This window comes from Paenibacillus sp. AN1007, from assembly GCF_040702995.1.
GTDB lineage: Bacteria > Bacillota > Bacilli > Paenibacillales > Paenibacillaceae > Paenibacillus.
In genome coordinates this window covers 3326677-3343080 of the sequence record NZ_CP159992.1, presented here as the reverse complement: position 1 = coordinate 3343080, position 16404 = coordinate 3326677, and the positions used below count along the sequence as shown (strand labels likewise).

The 16404-nt window shown below is 47.5% G+C and carries 16 protein-coding genes; all 16 read left to right on the top strand.

The window, feature by feature from the left end; genetic code table 11:
• The first annotated feature begins 215 nt into the window (after positions 1-215).
• The 16 genes from recA (at position 216) to ABXS70_RS14685 (ending at position 16399) form a co-directional block, all read left to right on the top strand.
• On the top strand, positions 216-1280 hold the full coding sequence (recA, locus tag ABXS70_RS14760; RefSeq protein ID WP_342555526.1) for a recombinase RecA: 1065 nt from the start codon (positions 216-218) through the stop codon (positions 1278-1280).
• Between the two features lie 203 nt (positions 1281-1483).
• Positions 1484-2248, top strand: coding sequence for a RecX family transcriptional regulator (locus ABXS70_RS14755; protein WP_342555527.1), 765 nt, complete (start codon positions 1484-1486; stop codon positions 2246-2248).
• Between the two features lie 308 nt (positions 2249-2556).
• Entirely contained in the window at positions 2557-4098 is a 1542-nt protein-coding gene (rny, locus tag ABXS70_RS14750) for a ribonuclease Y (protein WP_342555528.1), read from the top strand.
• Between the two features lie 80 nt (positions 4099-4178).
• Positions 4179-4973 carry a TIGR00282 family metallophosphoesterase gene (locus ABXS70_RS14745; protein ID WP_342555529.1) on the top strand — a complete coding sequence of 265 codons (795 nt, stop codon included), beginning with the start codon at positions 4179-4181 and terminating at the stop codon, positions 4971-4973.
• A gap of 117 nt (positions 4974-5090) precedes the next feature.
• Positions 5091-5351, top strand: a complete 261-nt coding sequence (locus ABXS70_RS14740) for a stage V sporulation protein S (RefSeq protein WP_007430104.1) — start codon at positions 5091-5093, stop codon at positions 5349-5351.
• A gap of 118 nt (positions 5352-5469) precedes the next feature.
• A complete protein-coding gene (locus ABXS70_RS14735) occupies positions 5470-6471 on the top strand; it encodes a dipeptidase (RefSeq protein ID WP_342555530.1) in 1002 nt (333 codons plus the stop codon).
• A gap of 226 nt (positions 6472-6697) precedes the next feature.
• Positions 6698-7270, top strand: a complete 573-nt coding sequence (locus tag ABXS70_RS14730) for a phosphate propanoyltransferase (RefSeq protein ID WP_110893030.1) — start codon at positions 6698-6700, stop codon at positions 7268-7270.
• 316 nt (positions 7271-7586) lie between these two features.
• Positions 7587-9143, top strand: a complete 1557-nt coding sequence (gene miaB / locus ABXS70_RS14725) for a tRNA (N6-isopentenyl adenosine(37)-C2)-methylthiotransferase MiaB (protein WP_342555531.1) — start codon at positions 7587-7589, stop codon at positions 9141-9143.
• Positions 9144-9426: 283 nt separating this feature from the next.
• A complete protein-coding gene (locus tag ABXS70_RS14720; protein WP_342555532.1) occupies positions 9427-9876 on the top strand; it encodes a YlbF family regulator in 450 nt (149 codons plus the stop codon).
• 248 nt (positions 9877-10124) lie between these two features.
• Positions 10125-10529 (top strand): PaaI family thioesterase, encoded by a 405-nt coding sequence (locus ABXS70_RS14715; RefSeq protein ID WP_342555533.1) that lies wholly within the window; start codon positions 10125-10127, stop codon positions 10527-10529.
• A gap of 84 nt (positions 10530-10613) precedes the next feature.
• On the top strand, positions 10614-11423 hold the full coding sequence (locus ABXS70_RS14710) for an NUDIX domain-containing protein (protein WP_342555534.1): 810 nt from the start codon (positions 10614-10616) through the stop codon (positions 11421-11423).
• A 119-nt stretch (positions 11424-11542) separates the two neighbouring features.
• On the top strand, positions 11543-12100 hold the full coding sequence (locus ABXS70_RS14705) for an isochorismatase family cysteine hydrolase (protein ID WP_342555535.1): 558 nt from the start codon (positions 11543-11545) through the stop codon (positions 12098-12100).
• Positions 12101-12192: 92 nt separating this feature from the next.
• Positions 12193-13647: a nicotinate phosphoribosyltransferase gene (locus tag ABXS70_RS14700; protein WP_342555536.1), complete on the top strand. Its 1455-nt coding sequence runs from the start codon at positions 12193-12195 to the stop codon at positions 13645-13647.
• 391 nt (positions 13648-14038) lie between these two features.
• Positions 14039-14686 carry a hypothetical protein gene (locus tag ABXS70_RS14695; protein ID WP_342555537.1) on the top strand — a complete coding sequence of 216 codons (648 nt, stop codon included), beginning with the start codon at positions 14039-14041 and terminating at the stop codon, positions 14684-14686.
• 14 nt (positions 14687-14700) lie between these two features.
• Positions 14701-15708, top strand: a complete 1008-nt coding sequence (locus ABXS70_RS14690) for an acryloyl-CoA reductase (protein WP_342555538.1) — start codon at positions 14701-14703, stop codon at positions 15706-15708.
• 88 nt (positions 15709-15796) lie between these two features.
• Positions 15797-16399: a hypothetical protein gene (locus ABXS70_RS14685; RefSeq protein WP_366288798.1), complete on the top strand. Its 603-nt coding sequence runs from the start codon at positions 15797-15799 to the stop codon at positions 16397-16399.
• The last annotated feature ends 5 nt before the right edge of the window (positions 16400-16404 follow it).

Here is a 16404-nt window from a genome sequence, read left to right as displayed (position 1 = left end):
ATTAATTAACGAAGTATAATGAACGAAGACGGAAGAACCGTAAAATGTGGCTTAACAGCCCTGTTTACGGTTCTTTTTCTATTTTTTTATCGATTTCAATGAGGAAGAGGCGCCTCTGCCTGGACAAAAAAACGAATGTATGTTCGAAAAAAAGCTTGGCAAACGAGTTAAAACAAGGTATCATTACATTATAAACAGTAAAGGGTGTGAGTTTATTGTCAGACCGTCGTGCTGCGCTTGATATGGCGCTCCGTCAAATAGAGAAGCAATTTGGTAAAGGTTCCATCATGAAACTGGGTGAGTCGACTCACATGAATGTAGAAATTATTCCCAGCGGATCGTTGGCTTTGGATATTGCATTAGGAACAGGCGGCTTACCAAAAGGCCGTATTGTTGAAATATATGGACCTGAATCTTCAGGTAAAACTACGGTGGCACTGCATGCCATTGCTGAAGTTCAACGTGTAGGTGGACAAGCTGCATTTATTGATGCCGAGCATGCACTGGATCCGAACTATGCAAGCAAACTGGGCGTTAATATTGACGAATTGCTCTTGTCTCAGCCAGATACAGGCGAGCAGGGACTGGAGATCGCCGAAGCTCTTGTACGCAGTGGTGCAGTAGATATCATCGTTATTGACTCCGTAGCTGCTCTCGTACCAAAAGCAGAGATTGAAGGAGAGATGGGCGATTCCCACGTAGGTTTGCAGGCACGTCTGATGTCTCAGGCGCTGCGTAAATTGTCCGGTGCAATCAGCAAATCCAAAACGATTGCCATCTTCATTAACCAGCTTCGTGAAAAAGTTGGCGTAATGTTTGGTAACCCGGAAACCACACCAGGTGGTCGTGCATTGAAGTTCTATTCTACCGTCCGACTGGATGTGCGCCGTATTGAGAGCATTAAGTCAGGTAATGACATTACGGGTAACCGTACGCGTATTAAAGTTGTTAAAAACAAAGTTGCACCTCCGTTTAAACAAGCGGAAGTTGATATTATGTATGGTGAAGGTATTTCCAAAGAGGGAAGTATCATTGATATCGGTACAGATCTGGACATCGTAAACAAAAGTGGTGCTTGGTATTCATACGAAGGTGAACGTTTAGGTCAAGGCCGTGAGAATGCGAAGCAGTTCATGAAAGAACATAAAGAGATTGCTGATATCATTGAACAGAAAATTCGTGAGGCCAGCAATTTGACAACTGCTGTTCCTGCACCGACTAGTGAAGAACAAGAAAAAGAAGCGGCTGAGGAACAGGAATTATTTGAAATCAATGAGTAATCTTCTGTCCGGAGGCAGATTCCTGCCTTCTGGCCTGTCCTTACGCTTGTAATAAACAGGTGTTGAAGCTTATCTAGCTGAATAGGATCGGTTTCTCGCGAAGCGAATTAAACAGCCTCTGTCCATTCCGGACAGAGGCTGTTAGCATCTATGCCATAGTAAGCTGTAAAGATCAAAATATAACGGGGAGCGTGAAGTTTGTAATGAGGCCTCACCAAAGTCAGCAAGAATATGATGAACACGACGAAGAACTTCATGAGCACGCAGCATCAGACGGCATCTCGCAATTTCCGGATGATGAAGAACTTGTAATTACCCGGGTAGAGCGTACCAAGAGCAGAGAAGCCCGGTACCGCATTTCATTTGGCATTTATTCCATTACAGTTCTGGAAGATGTAATGATTAAGTACAGGATGACACGCGGCACGGTTTTTCTTAAGAAGGACCTTGAGGAAATCGTTGTTGCTGATGAGCGTCAGCGAACGTACGTGCAGTCCTTACGTTTTTTGGAGTTTAAGCAGCGTACCCGGCATGAATTGAGCCAGAAGCTCAAGCAAAAGGAATTCGCGGCACCGATCATTGAAGAGGTTTTGGACAGGCTTGAACAGGAAAAACTCATAGATGATGATCTGTTTGCTAAGGAATGGACGAGACAGCGTATGGAGGGCCAGCGGAAGGGAAAACTGTGGATAAGGCAGGAACTGCGTCAAAAGGGCATCGCTAATGATCTCATTGCAGAGGTGCTGGACGATGTGAGTGCAGATGCAGAATTGGACACTGCATTAACAGCGGGCCGTAAAAAATGGAAACAGGTCCGGGGAGACGTGCAGGAGAAGAAACGTAAAACGTTCCCTTACTTGATGCGGCGCGGTTTTAGCATGGAACTGGTGCGCCGGGTTGTAAATCGTTTAATAGAAGAAGATGGAGCGGAAGACGCTGAAGATGACGAAGCCTTGTTATGGGACTAGACGAGAAGACTAACATACTGCATTCTCTTGACAATTTCTTTCGTCAAATACTAAAATGGACATGAGTCTGTAAGAAAAGGACAACCCTTTTTCCTTCCAAAAAAGCGGTTTCGGTTTCTGCGGATTTATACCATTCCTGATTATGGGTTCACTGGAAACAGTGAATAGTACATGTAGTCATGTACATGTGAAATGAAAATCGGCGGGGGATCGCCGTGAGTATTCGTTATTCCCAAACATATGTAAGGTATGAAAACAGCAAATGACCCAAGGCGTGCCTTGGAGGAACCAACGAGGAGGTGAACAGTATGGACATCTTTATCACGATCGTTCTCGTTGTGGCCGCGCTCGTTATTGGGTTCGGAGTCGGATATTTTATTCGCAAATCTCTTGCAGAGGCTAAGATCTCAAGTGCGGAACAAGCTGCCGTACAAATCGTGGAGAACGCGAAGAAAGAGGCAGAGGCACTGAAGAAAGAAACAGTGCTGGAAGCGAAGGATGAAATCCATCGTATTCGCGCTGAAGCTGAAAAAGACACTCGTGAACGTCGGAACGAAATTCAACGACAAGAGAGACGATTGCTGCAAAAAGAAGAGTCGCTGGATAAAAAATTGGAATCACTCGAACGTAAAGAAGAGCAAGTGGCTAACAAAGAGAAACGTATTGATGAAACACAGCAGCAGATCGAAATGATCTACAAAAACCAGGTGACGGAGCTTGAACGAATCTCCAATCTCACGATGGAAGACGCACGCAGTATCATACTGTCCAACGTAGAACAGGAAGTCCGTCATGAGACGGCTCAAATGATCAAGGACATTGAACAGCAGGCGAAGGAAGAAGCGGACAAAAAGTCCCGCGAGATCATTACTCTCGCAATCCAGCGCTGTGCGGCTGACCATGTAGCGGAGACAACCGTATCTGTTGTCACGCTGCCTAATGAAGAAATGAAAGGCCGGATCATCGGTCGTGAAGGACGTAACATCCGTGCGCTTGAAACCCTTACAGGGATTGACCTCATTATTGATGATACGCCAGAAGCTGTTATTCTGTCGGGCTTTGACCCGATTCGTCGTGAGATTGCCCGTACCGCACTGGAGAAACTGGTGGCGGATGGACGGATTCACCCGGCGCGTATTGAAGAAATGGTGGAGAAATCCCGTAAAGAAGTGGACGAGCGTATCCGTGAATACGGTGAACAAGCTACCTTTGAAGTGGGCGTGCATGGTCTGCACCCGGATCTCATCAAGATTCTGGGCCGCCTGAAGTTCCGTACAAGTTACGGTCAGAACGTCTTGAAACATTCGATGGAAGTCGCTTATCTGGCAGGACTGATGGCTGGAGAACTTGGAGAAGACGTAACTTTGGCAAGACGTGCAGGGCTGCTGCATGACATCGGTAAAGCGCTGGATCACGAAGTGGAAGGATCACACGTCGAAATCGGCGTGGAGCTGGCGAAGAAATACAAAGAACACCCAGTGGTTATCAACAGTATCGCTTCCCATCACGGGGACTGCGAGGCAACTTCGGTTATTGCGATGCTGGTTGGTGCAGCGGATGCGCTGTCGGCAGCACGTCCAGGCGCTCGTCGCGAAACACTGGAGACGTATATCAAACGACTGGAGAAGCTGGAAGAGATTTCGGAATCTTTCGAAGGCGTCGAGAAATCGTACGCCATTCAGGCAGGACGCGAGGTTCGCGTTATGGTACAGCCTGAGAAGATCGATGATGCTGAAGCCTTCCGCCTCGCACGTGACATCACCAAGATGATTGAGAATGAACTTGATTATCCAGGTCATATCAAAGTCACTGTAATCCGGGAGACCCGGGCAGTTGAATACGCAAAATAGAGTATTTTGGAAAAGTGGCCGCTTCAGTGGGCCACTTTTCCTGTTCATAAGCCATGCAGGCATTGAGGAGGCAGCAGTTCATGAAAGTTTTGTTTATTGGTGATATTGTAGGTAATGTAGGACGTAAAGCACTCAAAGAAAATTTGCCATACCTGAAATCAAAATATAAACCACATGTGATCATCGTAAATGGTGAAAATGCAGCAGCAGGACGCGGTATAACGGGCGCGATTGCCAATGAATTTTTTAACTGGGGTGTGCATGGTATCACACTTGGCAATCATACATGGGACAATAAGGATATTTTTGATTTTATAGATGATGAACCACGTATGATCAGACCGGCGAATTTTCCGCCAGGTACACCTGGACGCGGCTATACCGTGGTTAAGGGCGAAGGCAGGGAACTTGCGATCGTTAATCTGCAGGGCAGAACATTTTTGCCTGCAATTGATTGTCCTTTTCGCGCAGCGGATGAAATTGTGGATGAGCTGCGCAGGGACTACAAGTGCATTCTCGTAGATATGCATGCGGAAGCAACGTCCGAAAAGATTGCCATGGGCTGGCACCTGGATGGACGCGCATCCTTTGTTGTAGGTACACATACCCATGTGCAGAGCAACGACGAACGGATTTTGCCTGGAGGTACAGCATACTTGACTGATGCAGGCATGGTTGGACCTCGTGACGGTATTCTAGGCATGGAGCGTGAAGCGGTGCTGCGTAAATTTTACACCCAGCTTCCGGTGCGGTTTGTGGTAGACGATGGCAAGTGGCATTTTCACGGCGTAATCGTTGATATTGACGAAGCGACCGGGGCGGCCACAAAGATTGAGAAGATTCGGTTAATGGAAGACGAGTGGCGTATGGAATAGGGGTATTGTCCCATTTTGCCGGGATACCCTGCTAAAAAGAAGGAATTTTTTTGCCTCCCGCGAATAACATCTAGTAAGTGGAAACAAACTTTCAACATTCCCAGGGAGGTACTTACCATGGATGTATTAAAAGTTTCAGCAAAGTCCAACCCTAACTCTGTAGCCGGCGCTCTTGCAGGAGTTCTTCGTGAACGCGGCAATGCTGAACTGCAGGCAATTGGAGCGGGAGCACTGAACCAAGCTATTAAAGCGGTAGCGATTGCCCGGGGATTTGTAGCACCAAGCGGAGTTGACCTGATTTGTATTCCAGCTTTTACAGACATAGTGATCGACGGTGAGGACCGAACGGCCATCAAGCTGATTGTGGAGCCCAGATAATACATGAATTAAACGTATGTATGAGCCTGTTTACGAATGAAGTAGACAGGTTTTTTTGCGTTATTTTCCGAAGAATGATAAGAGATATGGGTAATTAAACATGGCGGGAGGGTTAGGTATGTCGAGAACGGACTGGGTTATAGCTGATTTTCATTGTGATGCATTGAGCAAACTGCTTCTGCGGCCTGAGCTTTCCTTTGAGGATGCTCCTGAGCTGGATGTTAACCTACAGCGTGTGCAGGAGGGCGGAGTGGGTCTGCAGGCGTTTGCGATCTATCTTCCAGAGGTGCTGGGCCGAGGAAAGTTTGAACATGTGGTGGGGCAGTTGGAACTGTATCGTAATAAGGCAGCGCACAGCGCACAGCGCTCCAGTGGGGTTAAGACACTGCTCTGGCGTGAACAGGCACTTAAGATGCAGACGGAGCCAAAAGGCTCTCCATGGGGGCTGCTTACGCTGGAGGGCGTGGACGGGCTGGAGGGCAGCCTGTTCTATCTGGAATTGTGCTTTCAGATGGGAGTTCGGATTGTTGGTCTTACGTGGAATCATGCGAACTGGGCTGCAGATGGTATCATGGAGAAGCGCGGTGCGGGGTTGACAGAGAAAGGCAGGGAACTGGTGAGCCTGTGCAATCGGATCGGCATGCTGCTGGACGTATCTCATTTGTCGGAAAAGGGTTTCTGGGAACTGGCCGATCTTAGCGAGCGCCCGTTCATCGCCTCTCATTCAAACAGCTACAGCGTATGTCCGCATGTACGCAATCTAAAGGATGATCAGATTCAGGCCATCATTGCGAGGGACGGGCGCATTGGCTTGACGTTTGTGCCTTGGTTTGTCAAAGAAGAGAACATGGTAAGGATAACGGATTTGCTGCCGCATATTGAGCAGATCTGTTCCCTTGGCGGGGCTCATCATCTGATGATGGGATCTGATTTTGACGGGATTTCGACTAAAATCCAAGGTCTGGAGCATGCTGGATGTTATCCGAAGCTGACAGAAATATTGCTGAAGCATTATGACGAAACATTGGTGCGCGGCTGGTTATGGGGGAATGCCATGCGTTATCTCGGGGAACACTTGCCAGAGGGGACGCGGGTGGATACGAATGAGTTTGAAATATGAGAGAAGAGAAAGAGAAGACAAGTAAAATAAAGCAGGATGAAAGATGTGATAAATCTCACTTTTTTTAAGTTGAGTACCTGAAAGTGGAAATGATTTAGCTGAAATAAGTGTATTTCATGAATTTTCAGGAAGTTTATTTTCATTTCACAGTAAAAAGGAGTATAATACCACTTGGATTGTTAAGAGCCTGTCTACAGGCCATAGATAAACAAGGAGTGAATTTACGATGAGTAAAACAGTACCTGTGGGCGTATCCGCCCGTCACATTCATGTATCCCAAGAGCACGTTGACATTTTGTTCGGCAAAGGTTATGAACTGACTGAATTTAAACCTCTGTCCCAACCCGGACAGTATGCTGCGAACGAAACTGTTGCGGTGATCGGTTCCAAAGGACAGTTTGATAAAGTGCGTATCCTCGGACCTGTTCGTCCGGAAACACAACTGGAAATCTCCATGACGGATTCTTTTGCGATCGGTGTAAAAGCACCAGTCCGTGAATCCGGAAGCATCGAAGGCACACCAGGCATCACGATTAAAGGACCAGCTGGCGAAGTTACCATCGACAAAGGTGTAATCGTTGCGGCTCGTCACATTCACTTCCACACGTCTGATGCCGCAAAATGGGGCATTGAGGACAAACAAATGCTGAAAGTCCGTTTGGGTGGAGCGCGTGGTCTGGTATTGGAAAATGTATTGGCGCGTGTATCCGACTCCTTTGCGCTGGATATGCACATCGACACAGATGAAGCAAATGCTGCAGGCGCCCGTAACGGCGATACAGCTGAAATCATCGACTAATGACTCTAGGCCGTCTTCAAGTACAGTATTCGTTTGCTGTGCTTGAAGGCAATATGTAAGAAAACACCTGAGTACACTGAGAGCAGCAGTTCGTTTAAACTGCCCATCAGCGTGCTCAGGTTTTTTTGTATAGAGGGCGGATATAAGCGGCGAGGGCCATTCGGAAAGCGACCCCGTTTGCATGTGGAACTACAGCCCAATTCATGTTATAATTTGCTGTAATGCTCTTTTGATGTATGAAGAATGAAATGGACGTATTTTGTGATGAAATGAACGCTTTTAATGAAATAGAGGCTGTAAGGAGTGACCGAAGGAAATGGCTAAAGACTCAAAAAAGGATTACTCCCAATATTTTGATTTCTCCGATGCCAAAGTAATTTCGCAAGATGAATTCAGCAAAAAAATTAGAATTCGCGGCCGTGAGATCAATATCAAAGCGGAACCGAACCATCGTCAGGAGAAACAAAGGGGTAAGGAAGATATTCAGGTTCTGTATGAGACGGCTGTTCCTGAAGAATTGAAAACGATCGGAAAAGGCAAGCATTATATCGTATATACCTATGGATGTCAGATGAATGAACATGACTCCGAGACGATTAAAGGTCTGCTCGAGACGATGGGATATCAAGCTACAGAAGATCGCAAAGCGGCCGATATCATTCTGCTTAACACTTGTGCGATTCGCGAAAATGCAGAAGACAAGGTTTTTGGTGAACTCGGTCATCTCAAAGCGCTGAAACTCGAAAATCCAGGTTTATTGCTTGGCGTCTGTGGTTGTATGTCTCAGGAAGAGGGCGTCGTTAACCGGATCATGCAGAAACATGGTTTTGTCGACATGATCTTTGGGACCCATAATGTACACCGTCTGCCGCATCTGATTCAGGAAGCGCTCTTCAGTAAAGAGATGGTTGTTGAGGTGTGGTCGAAGGAAGGCGACATCATTGAGAACCTGCCGAAGAAACGGGAAGGTATGCGCGGCTGGGTAAACATTATGTATGGTTGCGACAAGTTCTGTACATATTGCATCGTACCGTTTACTCGGGGTAAAGAACGCAGCCGTCGTCCAGAGGATGTTATTGCAGAAGTAAGAGAGCTGGCTAGACAGGGATTCAAAGAAATCACGCTCCTGGGTCAGAATGTAAATGCGTACGGTAAAGACTTTACCGATCTGAAGTATACGTTCGGAGACTTGATGGACGATATTCGCAAAATAGATATACCACGTGTGCGTTTCACTACAAGCCATCCACGCGACTTCGATGACCATTTGATCGAGGTGCTTGCGAAAGGCGGCAATCTGGTGGAGCATATTCACCTGCCAGTGCAGTCGGGCAGTACAGAAGTGCTCAAACGTATGAGCCGTAAGTACACCCGGGAACACTATCTCAATCTGGCAGCGAAAATCAAAGCTGCGATTCCAGATGTGGTTCTAACAACCGATTTTATTGTAGGATTCCCTGGTGAAACAGATGAGCAGTTTGAAGATACGCTTTCGCTGGTGCGCGAAGTCGGTTATGATTTTGCTTATACGTACATCTACTCTCCGCGTGAAGGCACGCCTGCAGCAGTGATGGAAGATAATGTACCGATGGAAGTGAAAAAAGAACGTTTGAAACGCCTGAATGAAACGGTTAACGAGTACAGTCATCGCAGCAATGAGCAGCAGCGTGGCAGGATTGTTGAAGTGCTTGTAGAAGGCGAGAGTAAACGAAACTCAACCGTCCTAGCTGGACGTACGCGCAGCAACAAGCTGGTGCATTTTGAAGGGCCTAAGGAACTGATCGGTTCGTTTGTGCAGGTGGAAATTACCGATCCGATGACGTTTTATATTCGCGGTAACCTGCTCACCGAGCCCGTTGCTGCGAATCAGTAATAGACTAACACTCATTATTAAGATGAGATCTCCTAAGGTTCAATGTGAAGTTTGGACATGCTGCTCAAGCAGCGAAGGGAACGGAATCGATTCTGAAGAAGCGTTAGCGTTCGCCTTTGTCGCCGGATTTTCCCCTTTTTCGAAAAAAGGATCAAAAAAATCCGGGAATAACAGCGATCGAAAGAACGATCCGAACCCGGAGCGTCCGCTCGAGCAGATGTCCTAACATCTATTGAACCGCAATCTCATCTTATAATCATCTCATACGAATGGAGCGATCACAGTGGCGCAGGAAGAAGTGCAGTACAACCATTATGGAATGCCTACCTACGATACGCGCAATCTGATCATACGCGACGACATTATGGGAAAGGCCAAAGAATTGGCAGATATGCTCGGTACGAGCGAAGAAGTAAAACAGTTCCAGCAGGCCGAAGCCAAAATTCGGGATCATGAGCGTATTCAGCAATTGATCGCAACAATTAAAAAGAAGCAAAAGGAAATTGTTGCTTTTGAGAGTTTTAACAACAGCGGAATGGTGAGCAAGATAGAACAGGAAATTGATGAATTGCAAAATGAACTGGACAGCATTCCACTTGTAACCGAGTTCCAGCAGAGTCAGAGCGACATCAATTATCTGCTTCAGCTTGTCATCTCCGTCATTCGAGATACAGTATCCGAAAAAGTCAACGTCGAAGCGGGAACGGATTCACCTCCGACCAGCTGCGGTTAAAAGAACGGAAGGGTGCGGACGCAGTCCGCGCCTTTTTGACATGATGGGACACAGGGAGTGGAGCGGCAATCGCAGGCATATGGGGAACGTACTTTAAGCGAGGCTCCACGCTGTGGAGTTATTTGGTTTGGGTTCGCTGGATAAGCGTGCGGGCATATCATAATAATTGAAAACGGTGGACAACTCAATAATTGATAATCACATCTAGAGTTCGTGAGACAACATGTGAAACAAAGGAGAAATGAAACATGAGTATTTTGGACAAAATGGTGGAAGACGGGGATGGTCGGTTTTGGGGATTCCTTGGATGCCGTTACATCAAGGGCAGCAAACAGGAAGTTCAGATCGCGCTAACAGCAGGTGAGCAGCATACCAACTCGATGGGGATCATTCATGGCGGTGTGCTGACCTCACTTATGGATCAGGGGATGGGCATGGTCGCGGCAGCAGCCATGGAGGTTGACGGATGTGTTACAACAAACCTCAATGTACATTTTCTTGCACCAATGAGACAGGGTGAATTACGGGTAACGTCTACCGTGCTTCATCAGGCGGGACGCAGCATCACGACTCAATCTGAGGTTCGAGACGCGTCAGGAACCTTGGGATGTATGGCTACAGCTACATTTCGAGTGGCGAAACCGAGAGTCTGAAGAGCGGCATTGTAATCCACGGTTGACAAAAGATATTATTATGTCATAATGAGATTATCAAAATGAAAATAGTCGGTGGTGCCCATGAGCGAAAATAACAAATACGTTAATACTGAACCAGCGAATGATGAACTTGAAGCACGTAACTATAGTTCCAAAAAATATCGCACCCCGGACGGGGTTCCTGCTGATATCGTCATGTTCACACTGACGAAGAGGGAACGCAAGACAGTAACCAAAACCCTCCCGATTCGGGAGTTGAAGGTCATGTTAATTAAACGCAAGGGCTGGCCGTTTGCAGGAAGATGGGCTTTGCCGGGTGGATTCTGTCAGGAGAATGAGTCCATTTACGGGGCGGCAAAGCGCGAATTGATGGAAGAAACGGGTGTGGACGGCGGACATCTGGAATATCTGAACGTTTACAGTCAGCCGGGACGTGATCCGAGAGGATGGATTATCTCTCATGCCTTCTTTGCTCTTGTAGAGGAATGGATGCTGGAACATCGTCAGGCAGCAGATGATGCTGAAGATGTGGGGCTGTTTACAATCCAGGAAGCGCTGGAGGAACTGGAACTTGCTTTTGATCATCGAACGATCATTGAAGATGCGTACAGACGGATTCAACAGCAGATGCTGGAGACGACGATTGCCAGACAGTTTCTGCCGCGTGATTTCACGTTAAGTGAATTATATCAGGTGATCCAGAGCGTCGTACCCGATTTTGAAGAACCTAATTTTATTCGTAAAATTACATCCACACGCAGTCGCAAAGGGATCGTTGAGGAAGTACGCGATGATGAGGGCAATCTGGTCAGCTCGAATCAATATTCCCAGCGACCGGCACAGCTGTATCGGTTCACTGAGCTTGTACCTCGATTATCAATCTATACGTAATACGCACAATCGTTGAACGCGAAATTTGTAAAATCAGGGTTTATGATTTCCAATCCGCTGCGTGAGAAGCAAATTTCTGGCTAATGCATTCAACCCATTCAAAAGAGGGAGTGTGGACGATGAAAGCATTGATTGTTATTGATTTTACACGGGACTTTGTCACAGGTGCGCTGCCTGTAGGCCAGCCCGCTGTGGAGATTGACGAGACGGTAGCGGCAATTACAGAGGCTTACTGCAGCAATAAAGACGAAGTGATTATGGCGGTAGACCTGCATGAAGGAAATGATCCGTACCATCCGGAGACTGTTCTTTTTCCGCCTCACAACATCCGGGGGACAGAAGGAAGACATCTGTACGGCCGTCTGGCTGAGGTTATGGAAAAGCGAAAGGACGAGATTCGCTGGATGGATAAAACCAGATACAGTGCGTTCTGCGGAACAGACCTGGAGTTAAAGCTGCGCGAACGGGGCATAACGGATATCGCTCTGATTGGGGTATGTACGGACATATGTGTACTTCACACTGCGGTTGATGCCTATAACAAAGGATTTCATATTACCATTTATGAGGATGCTGTAGCGAGCTTTAACCCCGCGGGACATGATTGGGCACTTTCACACTTTCGCTCAAGCATGGGTGCGCAGGTGGTTAAGGCAAGCGAAACGATTTTGGCCTGATTCGTCACCAGTGAATGCGGTGTAATCAGCTTTAAGCCCGTATTTTCAGGCGTGGCCTGAAAAACGAGCGGAAGTCAGAGAGGATGAGACAAATGCAGACAACAAGCCTGGCTTTACATACGGATAAATATCAGATCAACATGATGTATGCGCACTGGGTGAATGGTACACACAAACGGAAGGCAGTCTTCGAAGCCTACTTCCGCAAGCTTCCTTTTGGCAACGGTTATGCCGTATTTGCCGGATTGGAGCGCATTGTAAATTATATCAGCCAGCTTCGCTTCACCATGGAGGACATCAAATTTTTATCCAAACAACCAGAGAACTATGATCCGGTCTTTCTAGAGGAATTGCTTCAGTTCTCATTTCAGGGAACGATTCATTCCATGAAGGAAGGTGCAGTTGTTTTTCCTGACGAACCGCTCATTCGGGTTGAAGGCACCATTATGGAAACGCAGCTGGTGGAAACAGCAATTCTGAACTTCATGAATTATCAGACCCTCATTGCGACAAAGGCATCCCGCATTAAACAGGTAGCACAGGGGGATACCCTGCTTGAGTTCGGAACACGCCGGGCACAAGAAGCTGATGCGGCAATCTGGGGTGCACGTGCTTCGTATATTTCCGGTTTTCATGCGACATCTAATATGCTGGCAGGTGAACAATTCGGCATTCCCACAGCGGGTACCCACGCACATTCTTGGGTGCAGAGCTTCATGAGCGAGCAGGAGGCTTTCGATGCCTACGCAAGAGTACTGCCGGATCAGGTGACACTGCTCGTAGATACGTTTGATACGCTGAATAGCGGCGTTCCTCATGCGATCAAAACAGGCAAGTGGCTGGAAAGTCAGGGCAAAAAAATGAATGCGATTCGTCTCGATAGCGGCGACCTTGCGTATCTATCGATTCAGGCGCGCCAGATGCTGGATGAAGCCGGACTTCATTATGTGAAAATCGTAGCTTCGAATGATTTGGATGAAAACACCATTTTTAACCTCAAAGCTCAAGGTGCTCGGATCGACACATGGGGTGTTGGTACGCAGTTGATTACCGCTTCGGATCAGCCTTCACTGGGCGGTGTATACAAACTGGTAGAGCGTGAAGTGAACGGAGAAATGCTTCCGACGCTTAAAATATCAGCCAATCCCGAAAAGGTATCTACGCCGGGTAAAAAAGAAGTATTCCGCATCATTGATCCGAAGCACGGCAAGGCCATTGCAGATTATATCTGTTATCCGGAAGAGGAACAGCCGCTTCAGGGCGGTCCGCTCAAGCTGTTCAACCCGCTTCATCCATATCTGAAAAAGACGGTCACCCGCTATGAGGCAGTCAACATGCTGGAACCGATATTTGTAAATGGACGTAAAGTGTATGATCTGCCTACTCTGGATGAGATACGTGCATACCATAAGGAGCAGCTGAATCTCTTCTGGCCTGAGTACCAGCGGAAGCTGAATCCGGAGATTTATCGTGTGAACATCAGCCCGGCAGCTTGGAATATGAAACAGAAGCTGATTGCTGAACATGTGAAATCAACAGAAGAGTAACATCTTTAATGGATATCGAATCAACGAAGGCATAACCCGACAGTCAGTCCGGGCTTGTGCCTTTTTGATATGGTACGACTTTCGATGCGAATCAAGATGTGTGCAGCTTCATAGAAAATGACTGAAGGAAGGCGTACACTTCGTTTGTTAAGATATACTTGCGCTTGCAGTGCAGCTTCCTCCTCATTTTACATGTTTTTCTCCAAACTTCTCAGCTGCAGCATTCAAACGATTATTTCTCGGGAAACCGCAGGAAACGTCAAATCCCGCCACGTTCTGATCTGTACTTTAAATCAAGAGAGAGAGGAGGAAGCGTTTTGATTCAGACTGCGAAGAAGAGTTGTTTCAATAACCTGTCAGCAGGGGATGAAAGGTAGAGGGGGCTGCCAATATGAGGTACATACTAGGGTTGATTTGGATCGCTTTCACAGCTTACGCATTGTTTTTTGCACCGGGAAATTCTCCCGCTAATGATCCGATTTTCAAAGAGCTGCTTAGAATGCGCAGCGAGGAACCATGGGTGCTGACTGTTTTTTCGTGGCTGGGTATTTTCCCGGCGGTGTATGCCTGCATGTTACTTCGCAAACCGGTGAAAACGCGTGAGGGCCGGCATATACCTGCTTGGCCATTCGTCTTGTTTTCCTTTGGTCTGGGGGCGTTTGCGCTGCTGCCCTATTTTGCGTTAAGCTCCCCTTTAGGAAAAGGGATATCAGCAGATTCTTTGTCGTCTCTGAAACAGTCCAAATCTGGCATTTCGCGAGTGGCTTCACATAGGCTGACCCATCTGATCCTGCTGTTACTAACACTGGGAGCGGCGCTCTATGCGCTGCTTCTAGGGAACCCGGAGCGTTTCGAGCAAACATTCAATGAATCTTCGTTTGTCCATATTATGACGATTGATTTTGTTGTACTAACTTTGCTGTCCACGATTGCAACCTTCCGGGATGCCAAAGTGAATGGACGAGCATCAAACTGGGCTTGGGCAGGGCTGCTGCCGCTTGCAGGACCGATACTTTATCTGCTTACCGAACGAAAATAAAGGAGATGATCCGGATGAAAGAACCATTTCAAGCTTATGTAATACGTAAGGATGATCAAGAAAGAGTAACCGCTAATATAGAGCAGTTGAAAAAGGAGGATCTGCCTAACGGTGACGTGACCATACAGGTACATTATTCCAGTGTGAATTATAAGGATGGGCTTGCGTCAAAAGAAAACGGAGGTGTCGTTCGCGAATACCCGATCGTGCCTGGAATTGATCTGGCAGGAACGGTGGAAGAATCCGTGAGCGGACGTTTTGCACCTGGTGACCGAGTAATTAGTACCGGATTTGAACCAGGCGTGTCCCATTACGGTGGATACAGTGAGTATGCTCGTCTGCGGAGTGAGTGGTTGGTGCCTCTGCCGCAAGGACTGAGTGAGAAGGAAGCGATGGCGATTGGAACAGCAGGATTCACTGCGGCGCTTTCGGTTGATGCTTTGTTACATGCTGGCATTACGCCGCAAATGGGCAAAATTCTCGTTACAGGTGCCACTGGAGGGGTGGGCAGCATGGCGATTGCTATTCTTGCGAAGCTGGGCTTTGAAGTAACGGCGAGCACAGGTAAAAAGCAGCAGGAAGAGGCACTGCTTCGCAGTTTGGGAGCCGCCGAAGTGATCTCGCGCGAAGAAGCGGATGCTCCGCTTAAGGGGGTCATGGGCAAACAGAAGTGGGCTGGAATCATCGATCCGACAGCGGGACCGGCACTTGGGGAGCGTTTGAAGCAGATACAGTATGGAGGAGCTGCTGCCGTATCGGGCTTAACCGGAGGAAATAATTTTGAATCGACGGTGTATCCATTTATTTTGCGCGGAATTCAGCTGATTGGCATTGACTCCGTGTATTGTCCCATGGAACGTCGGGAACGCATCTGGAACAAGCTGGGGAGTGAGTGGAAACCCGATCGTGCTCTTGCGCTGGGTGTTCAGGAAATTACGCTGAAACAGCTGCCGCACACTTTAACCAACATACTGCAGGGCGGTGCGGTAGGGCGCAGCGTTGTACGTATGCTGACCGAATAGTGTATGGAATAAAAGGTTTACCTCCAAGACATCCTAATTCTACCTGAGAGAGTTACCATATTGGGGCTCATGGAAAGGAAGGATAGGTATGTCTTTGAATGAAAAGGAACGGAGTCCGGCTGTTCGGAAAGCGAGACGCAGCGTGATATTAGGTGGAGTACTGCTGGTGATGGTAGGGTCTCTGACAGCTTGTACGGCAGCATCCATAGAGCAGGAGCGAAAGGTTTATACACGCGAAGCTGCGGCTGAAGGAAACTTCAGGGCGAAACAGCAGGGACACGGTTTAAATGGAACGTTAGCCAGAGAGCTGACCGCAGGTTTTGCCGCCAAAAACATTAAACTAATGAATAACATGTTTGAGGATGACCGCGAGGGCGGCATGTCTTACATGTATTTATTAAATGGCAGTGCACGGCATATCGTCAAAGTACACATCTACCGTGATGCGGACACCCGGACTGCTCAGATGGAAGAGATGTACGGCGAGCGTAAAGACAATGCGGTGCTGGAAAACGTAATGGGCAGAACGACAATTCGCAGCAAGGGGCATGTATCGTTCGTCTACACAGCGTCCGGCGGGGAAAAAGATATGTATGAACAGGATGTGCTTCAGGTATTTCAGCATGTACTGGACGAAATAAAAGAGGAGGGGCACGCAGTTAAGTTAAATAAAGGAAGTAAGCGAGAATAAGGAAG